This is a genomic window from Peribacillus sp. (assembly GCF_059453735.1).
This window is the reverse complement of record NZ_JAZVJO010000038.1, coordinates 1-8108: the sequence shown is the minus strand read 5'-3', so window position 1 is coordinate 8108 and position 8108 is coordinate 1. Positions and strand designations below refer to the sequence as shown.

Below are 8108 nucleotides of genomic sequence, written 5' to 3'. Positions count from 1 at the left end.
TTAACTATTAAAGAACGCGAATTTGTCTTATATGCGAAAGCTTCCGGACAAAGTAAGTTTGCAATTATTAGAAAGCATATTATTCCCGCTGTGTTGCCGACATTTATTGTAGCTGCAACGATGAGCATTGCGAATGCAATTATGATGGAGTCAGCCTTGAGCTTTTTAGGACTTGGTGTTCAGCAACCTGTCTCCTCATGGGGGAGTATGCTGCAAACGGCTCAAGGAAATCTTGGAAGTGCACCGCATATCGCGATTCTTCCAGGAGTGTTCATTGTTCTAACCGTGTATTCGTTTAATAAATTAGGTGATGTTCTTCGTGGTGCTGTTGAGCCTAAAACAAGTGGGAAATAGGGGGTGGAGAAACTGAAGGAAATCATACAAGTAAATCACTTGGATACTATTTTTCAATCTGGAAAGATAAAAAAGGGAGCCATCCGAAATGTAAGCTTTTCAATAGGAAAAGGTGAGATAGTCGGTATTGTTGGTGAGTCTGGAAGCGGAAAGAGTATTTTAATGAAAGCTATTATCGGATTATTGCCAGAATCCGCAAAAGTTGAAAACGGTGAAATCATTTATGATGGAACTCATATAGAAAAAATGTCGAAAAAAGAGCTCCGTACTATTAGAGGAAAAGAAATAGCAATGATTTTCCAAGACCCTATGACTTCACTAAATCCTTTGAAAAAGGTAGGAGCTCATTTAACAGAACTTATAATCCGTAATCGTTCGGTTAAAAAGAAGGAAGCAGAGAAAATGGCACTAGAAATCATCCGGCAGGTGGGCATTCCCTCTCCAGAATTACGGATGAATCAATACCCCCATGAGTTTAGTGGGGGAATGAGACAACGGGTGATGATTGCGATGGCTTTATCTTGTCAACCAAAATTATTGATTGCAGATGAGCCGACAACTGCCTTAGATGTAACCATTCAAGTACAGATTTTAAAGCTGCTTAAAAGACTGCAAAAAGATAGCGATATGTCTATTGCCCTCATTTCCCATGATTTAGGTGTCGTGGCTAGTTTGTGCAGTCGTATTATCGTCATGTATGGCGGCAGAATTATGGAAGAAGGAACAGCAGAAGAAATCTTCTATGGGGCTTCACATCCTTATACAAAAGCTTTACTTCAATCTATCCCAAATTTAGCAAGTGAGAAGAAAAAACGGTTAATGCCGATTGAAGGTAATGCTCCTTCTTTGATAGATTCAGATTGTGGTTGTCCATTTGCCGGCAGGTGCAATTTGGCTGTAGATACTTGTTATCAAGAAGTACCGGACTATCGACATTTTTCTGAAACACAGCGTAGCCTATGTTTCTTTGCAACAAAGGAGGATAGAACAAATGAGTAATCAACCGAAACAACCTATTCTAAAAGTTAATGGTTTAAAGAAATATTTCTCGTTGAATTCAGGTATATTTACTTCAAATCAACAAGTTGTCAAGGCAGTGGATGATGTCAGCTTTGAAATCTTTAAAGGTGAAACCTTTGGATTAGTAGGGGAGTCGGGTTGTGGGAAATCATCATTGGGTAGAACGATTACTCAGCTATATGACGCAACAGAAGGTGAAGTTATATTCAATGGCGTTGATTTGACGAAACTGAAACCAAAGGAATTGAAACCATATCGAAAGAGCATACAGATGATCTTTCAAGATCCCTATTCAGCTCTAAATCCTTACATGAATGTGGAAGAGATAATCAATGAACCGATAGATATTCATTTGAAGGTTGGGAAAAAAGAAAAACGTAAGCTAGTTATAGACCTGCTTAAAAAGGTTGGATTAAAAGAAGGTGATCTTAAGAAGTTTCCACATGAATTTTCTGGGGGACAACGGCAGCGTATTGGAATTGCACGCGCTCTTGCCATTAACCCTGATTTTATTCTTTGTGATGAGGCAATTTCTGCACTAGATGTGTCGATTCAAGCGCAAGTTGTTAATTTGTTAAAGGATTTGCAGGATGAACTTGGCTTGACGTATTTATTCGTGGCGCATGACTTATCAATGGTACGTTATATATCCGACCGGATTGGAGTTATGTACTTAGGTAGAATAGTAGAAATTGCGGGAAGTGAAGAACTATACAAGAAACCACTCCATCCGTATACAAAAGGTTTATTTTCTGCTTTGCTTATTCCAGATCCAAAGCAAACAGTACTTGATGAAAATGAGAACTCCATCCAAGGTGAGTTACCAAGTCCAATTAACATTCCAAATGGTTGTAGATTTCGCAGTCGCTGTCCTTATGCAATGGACGTATGCGCTCATAAAGATCCAACGCTGCAAGAGATAGAAACAGGACATTTTGTAGCTTGTCATTTATATGAGATAGAGCGAGATAAGGCAAACATTTAATTTCTAAACGATATCTGGTGATTCATTCATTTTTAGAGGAAAATCCGTAATTGATTTTCTAACCCAGTGATTTCACTGGGTTTTTGGGTTGCATTTTACTTGGTAAAAGGCATATGATAGGAAAGGATTATCCGGACTGCGGATAAAAAATCGATTTTATAATGAAAGAGGCTTATGTATGATTACCTTGAAAAGTGAACGTGAAATTGAACTAATGCATGAAGCGGGCAAGCTTCTTGCTGAAACTCATAGAAAAATTGCCGAAATGATTAAACCTGGAATTACGACGCTTGAAATAGATGCTTTTGTTGAGCGTTTTCTTGCTGAAAACGGCGCAACACCAGAGCAAAAAGGCTACCATGGCTTCCCTTTTGCTACTTGTGCCTCAGTAAATGATGAAATTTGTCATGGATTCCCATCGACCAAAGCTTTAAAAGAAGGCGATATCGTTACAATTGATATGGTTGTGAACTTGAATGGTGGCCTGGCTGATTCTGCGTGGACGTACCCGGTTGGTGAAGTATCCGAGAAAACAGCACATTTGCTCGAAGTAACTAAGAATGCTCTTTATAAAGGAATTGAGCAGGCGATACCAGGTAACCGCCTTGGAGATATAGGCCATGCGATTCAATCCTATGTTGAAGGGGAGAAGTACTCAGTGGTTCGTGATTTCACTGGACACGGAATTGGTAAAACGATGCATGAAGATCCGACAGTTCTTCATTATGGAAAACCAGGTAAGGGTATGCGTTTAAAAGAGGGCATGGTCATTACAATTGAACCGATGGTTAACGAAGGAACATGGCACATGAAAATGGACAGAAATGATTGGACTGCCCGTACAACGGACGGTAAGCTGTCTGCTCAATATGAACACACGATTGTGATTAAAAAAGATGGAGCCTTTATATTAACGGACCAAGACTAAAATACAAAAGCAGTGCCCTTCCACATGGAAGGTGCACTGCTTTTTTTGATTAAAAAAGATATTCAAGCTCCTAGTTGTCATTACTGATATTATGTCTACTTCCATTCATCCATCTTATAGTCATCACAGCAATTTTTTTCCTCCCTGATCAAACTAGAAAAACTGCCTGTATCCTTAATTTGCCCCAACTATTAAAGCCGGAAACTGAAAAAATATTTTAAAAATAACCTCGCTAGAATATACAGTACCCTGACCGCTCCTAAATAGTGAAAAACCTTGATATAACAGCTTGTCAAGAGGTTTTTATCTGGCAATTTCTATTAATTAGAGGGATAATATAGGTATGAGTAGAACACATATTCTAATGCCTTTCTATTGGACTAAAGGAGAGAATGAAAGGAGTTGCCCCAAAATGGAGAAAGGAAAACAGCAAGAAACTTCATTTGAATCAATCGGCCTAAGCCAACGGGAATTTTTCACATTGTTCTTATTACAAACTTTATCCAAGGAGCCAAATTATCCGAGGGCCATACATGATGAACTAAATGTATCATTTACAGGAAAGGTCCATAGCTATGATTATCTATGTAAAACGGCTCGACAGCTTGCCGCCTCGGGACATCTGGAGCTATATGCTGAAAATGGCAAGAAATATTATAAAATTACGAATAAAGGCAAAGAATTATTTACATGGTACCGTGACAATTTTTCAGAGCGGTTTAAAGAGGTCAAAGCGGTCATTGATCGAGTCATGTATGATCTGACTGGAACTGGTCTAAATCCGCCAGTTGTTCGTGAACTTCCTGAAGAATATCGTTCCTATTTCTCAAAAATTGTATCTGTTAAGGACCTTGTTCGCTACGTGACATTAAGGGCAGCATCTAAAAGCAAACGAATTTATATGGGAGAAATTGCGGAGTTATTAAAAACCAAATTTGGCTGGATTGCGAGTAATGGTTACTTATATGATTTATCACATGAAATGGAAGAAGGCAGCCTGCTCAGCGGTTATTGGGAAAGTGAAAAACGTACGAAACGTTATTTACAGATTACTGAAGAAGGACAACATCATTATAAGCAAATTGCAAATTCGGCTGCTTTTCAAGTAAGAGAAGTTCAAAAGTACCTTGGGAATGTTCTAGCTTTTCTAGAAGGCAAAGAACTTATTAGTCAGGAAGGAAATTAAACGATGAAATATGAAAATCTTGATGGCATTAATACACTGAAAACGGTGAAGGATATGCTGCGATGGAGTCAGGAAAGACGAAGTAAACATAAAGATCTTTCTGTCCAACTTCAACAATGTGAGTCAAAGGAAATCAGCGAACTTCATCGTAACGATAAAAGGCTTTCGATTACGTGGGTCGGGCATTCTACTTTCTTAATTCAAATCAATGGTGTAAATATACTAACCGATCCAGTCTGGTCACTAAGAATGGGTACTCAAAAAAGGCTGACTGAACCAGGACTAAAAACGAGTGAGCTGCCACCTATTGATATCGTGCTGATCTCACATGGACACTATGATCATCTTGATTTTGCTAGCATTCGTCGCTTGCCGGGGAAGCCAGTCTACTTGGTTCCATCAGGTTTGAAGAAAGCATTTATTCTCCGAGGATATAAAAATGTGATCGAAGCGAATTGGTATGAGGGCTTTGTTGATTTAGGCCTAAAACTCACGTTTGTACCAGCTCAACACTGGACGAGGCGAACGATATCAGATACGAATACATCTCATTGGGGCGGCTGGATGATAGAGGACCTGCAGACAAAAAAGACTATCTATTTTGTAGGGGATACTGGATATTTTAGTGGTTTTAAAGAAATAGCTAAACGATTTAGCATCGATTATGTATTGATGCCAATCGGAGCCTATGAGCCAGAGTGGTTTATGAAGGATTCACATATTAATCCTGAAGATAGCATTAAAGCGTTTCTAGAACTAAACGGATCATATTTTATCCCGATGCATTACGGAGCGTATCGACTGGCTGATGATACGGGTCCTGAGGCCCTTGAACGATTAAGAAATGAGTGGAATCGTCTGGGACTTGCTGGCAACTTACTTAAGGTTTTAAGGATTGGTGAAACGTTGTGGGAGAATGAAGCTTGATTTTTTCTGTTAACGGGTACAGTTCTGTATAAAGCTTAAGAGGGGGATAAAAGATGGATAAAGATAAAAATGAAGAACTACAAAAGGAAGAACTAGGCAGTTTATTTACATTAATCAGGAGTCAAATTGATAAATTACCGATCTCGTCCAGCAAGAAACAGAAGATGACAGAACAAATTATGAAACTTAAATTACTGACTGTTGATTCTAGGGAACCCAGGATTGCTCTCGTTGGCAGGCGCGGGTCTGGAAAATCATCATTAATTAATGCAATGTTCGGCGAGGAAAAGCAATATGTCAGTTCAGTAAAATCAGGGACCGGTAAGGGTAAATGGTTATGGTACCCGAATGATCAAAATAAAAAGATCCGCCTGCTTGATTCACGTGGATTAGGTGAAAGTGAAAATCCAACGGAAGGCTTTGATATGAAGACACCGATGGAGGAATTGGCACAAGCTGTCAACGCAGAAAAGCCGGATGTTTTTTTATTTCTGATTAAAGCCAAGGAAGCGGACGCTCGTATTGAAGAAGATCTGAATGAACTAAAAAAACTTCGGAAAATTGTTAGAGAAACCCATCAATACGATGTACCTGTTATCTGCGTGGTCACTCAAGTAGATGAACTGGATCCACCTCATTATAAGCGTTCTCCATTTGATGAACATCCAAAAAAGAAGAAGAATATTGACGAAGCAGCATCATTAATGGCAAAACGATTTGCTGAAGCAGAGATCCCGCTTATAACGGTAATTCCAACCTGTTCGTATCTCGAGTTTGATGAGGAAGGAAACATTGAATATGATATGCGCTGGAATATTGATTTATTGGCAGAATATTTGATAGAAGCCTTACCCAGTCAAGCGCAGCTAAAGACAGCGAAAGCGATGCAGAGTCAGCATGTGAAGAAGAAATATGCAGTGACAATTGTTGGAACCTTTACTGCGATTGCAAGTTTAATTGGTGCAGAACCTATTCCATTTGCAGACTTTCCATTTTTAACGGCCCTACAAGGAATCATGATTATCGTCATTGGGTTTATTGCGGATAAGGAACTCAATACAAAAACAGCAGGAGAATTTATTGCTGCACTTGGTGTCAATGTCGGACTTGGTCTACTTGTTCGTGAAGGAGTTCGAGCAGCTGTTCGTTTTATCCCAGCAGCGGGTAGTGCTGTTTCGGCTGCTGTTGCCGGTGGTGTTACCTTTGGAATTGGGCAGGCAGCCATTGTCTACTTTATTGAAGGAAAAAATATTGACCAAGCACGTGATGCGTATAAACGAGGCAATAAACTTTTCAAGGATTCTAAGGAAAAATAAAATTTCACCTGAAAAGATACTGAATTTTGTTTATCAGTTGTCTTTTCAGGCTTATTTGTTTTAGTAGACTTCATCAAGGTGATATGATAAAGGAAGAAAAATAGATTGGTTCAAATGAGAAAGGATGATAAAGTTGTCGTTTTATCAGACTAGTGAACAGAAAAAATACATAGAAGAACTTGGTATAGCGATTAAAGATTTTGCTGCTCGAGAAGCAGAACTGGATGAAACAGGGAACTTTCCATTTGAAAATATTAAAGAACTGAAAAGCTTTGGGTATACGAAATTAACGCTTCCGAAACAGTATGGAGGAAGTGGTAGTTCATTATATCAATTTCTATTAGGGCAAGAACGGATTGCCATGGAATCAGGGGCGACCGCACTTTCGGTTGGCTGGCATCTTGGTAGTTTATTAGAAATTAATAGTAAACAAAGCTGGGATAAGGAAGTACTTGAGGAATTCTATCAAGAGATAGCAAACGGTGCGCTAACTAATCGGGCAGCAACTGAGCCTAAAACCGGTAGTCCAACGAGAGGCGGCAGACCAGAAACCATTGCAGTCAAAGAAGAAGGCGGCTGGCGGATTAATGGCCGAAAATCCTTTACAACGCTTTCGCCGATTCTTGATCTTTTTTTGGTCAGTGCTTGGGTTCCAGAAACAGAAAATGTAGGCTGGTTTATGATTCATCGGGATAGAGCAGGGATTCGTATTGAAGAAACGTGGAATATGATTGCGATGCAGGGAACGGGTAGTCATGATTTGGTACTTGAAGAAGTCTTAATTGATGATAAATATTACATTGAAAAAATGAGAGCACCAGCCAAAACGGGCTCACCATGGTTACTTCATATTCCAGCCTGTTATATAGGGATTGCTGCGGCAGCAAGAAACGAAGCAATCACCTTTGCCAAGGAATATAGCCCGAATAGTCTTCCGGGACCGATTGCAGAGCTCCCAAATGTTCAAAGAACAATTGGCGAAATAGAGCTTGAGTTAAGCCAAGCTCGACATTATCTCTATTCAGTTGCGGAGAAGTGGGAAAACAAGCCAGAAGAACGAGAAGAAATAGCTAAAGAATTTGGTGCTGTTAAAATGGCGGTTACGAATGCAGCTCTTTCGATTGTTGATAAGGCAATGAGAGTTGTAGGAGCGAAGAGCTTGCAGCGCAGTAATCCGTTACAGCGACATTATCGAAATGTACGTGCAGGACTACATAATCCACCAATGGATGATTCAACCATATCCTTATTAGCAAAACGTGCACTGTTTGAATAAAGAAAAAAACCTTCAACTTTATGAAGGTTTTTTCTATTTATGAGTTTTAAGAAGCAATGGGTTTAATTTTCACTTTAGTACTTTCTTTCTTCATTGTTTTCTTAATGAAAGGCAGT

The 8108-nt window shown here is 39.3% G+C and carries 8 protein-coding genes; all 8 read left to right on the top strand.

Going from position 1 to position 8108, the window contains the following annotated elements:
- Window positions 1-354, top strand: a 354-nt coding sequence (locus tag AC52RT_RS01110) for an ABC transporter permease (RefSeq protein ID WP_495539047.1), incomplete at its 5' end; no start/stop codon positions are given.
- A 12-nt stretch (window positions 355-366) separates the two neighbouring features.
- A complete protein-coding gene (locus tag AC52RT_RS01105; RefSeq protein ID WP_495539049.1) occupies window positions 367-1353 on the top strand; it encodes an ABC transporter ATP-binding protein in 987 nt (328 codons plus the stop codon).
- The gene (locus AC52RT_RS01100; RefSeq protein ID WP_495539046.1) at window positions 1346-2359 is read left to right on the top strand and encodes an ABC transporter ATP-binding protein; all 1014 of its coding nucleotides are present in this window, start codon (window positions 1346-1348) and stop codon (window positions 2357-2359) included. Before AC52RT_RS01105 ends, AC52RT_RS01100 begins: the two co-directional genes overlap by 8 nt.
- 178 nt (window positions 2360-2537) lie before the next feature.
- Window positions 2538-3287, top strand: coding sequence for a type I methionyl aminopeptidase (map, locus tag AC52RT_RS01095; protein WP_495539045.1), 750 nt, complete (start codon window positions 2538-2540; stop codon window positions 3285-3287).
- 412 nt (window positions 3288-3699) lie between these two features.
- Window positions 3700-4473, top strand: coding sequence for a hypothetical protein (locus AC52RT_RS01090; protein WP_495539044.1), 774 nt, complete (start codon window positions 3700-3702; stop codon window positions 4471-4473).
- A 3-nt stretch (window positions 4474-4476) separates the two neighbouring features.
- Window positions 4477-5400 (top strand): MBL fold metallo-hydrolase, encoded by a 924-nt coding sequence (locus tag AC52RT_RS01085; protein ID WP_495539043.1) that lies wholly within the window; start codon window positions 4477-4479, stop codon window positions 5398-5400.
- 53 nt (window positions 5401-5453) lie between these two features.
- A complete protein-coding gene (locus tag AC52RT_RS01080) occupies window positions 5454-6716 on the top strand; it encodes a GTPase family protein (RefSeq protein ID WP_495539042.1) in 1263 nt (420 codons plus the stop codon).
- 127 nt (window positions 6717-6843) lie between these two features.
- Window positions 6844-7992 carry an acyl-CoA dehydrogenase family protein gene (locus AC52RT_RS01075; RefSeq protein ID WP_495539048.1) on the top strand — a complete coding sequence of 383 codons (1149 nt, stop codon included), beginning with the start codon at window positions 6844-6846 and terminating at the stop codon, window positions 7990-7992.
- Window positions 7993-8108 lie beyond the last annotated feature (116 nt).

What these genes read in the sequence shown, in the direction of transcription:
- map (WP_495539045.1), top strand. Translation starts at nt 2,538, where the DNA reads ATGATTACCTTGAAAAGTGAACGTGAAATTGAACTAATGCATGAAGCG.
- AC52RT_RS01090 (WP_495539044.1), top strand. Translation starts at nt 3,700, where the DNA reads ATGGAGAAAGGAAAACAGCAAGAAACTTCATTTGAATCAATCGGCCTA.
- AC52RT_RS01080 (WP_495539042.1), top strand. Translation starts at nt 5,454, where the DNA reads ATGGATAAAGATAAAAATGAAGAACTACAAAAGGAAGAACTAGGCAGT.
- AC52RT_RS01100 (WP_495539046.1), top strand. Translation starts at nt 1,346, where the DNA reads ATGAGTAATCAACCGAAACAACCTATTCTAAAAGTTAATGGTTTAAAG.
- AC52RT_RS01085 (WP_495539043.1), top strand. Translation starts at nt 4,477, where the DNA reads ATGAAATATGAAAATCTTGATGGCATTAATACACTGAAAACGGTGAAG.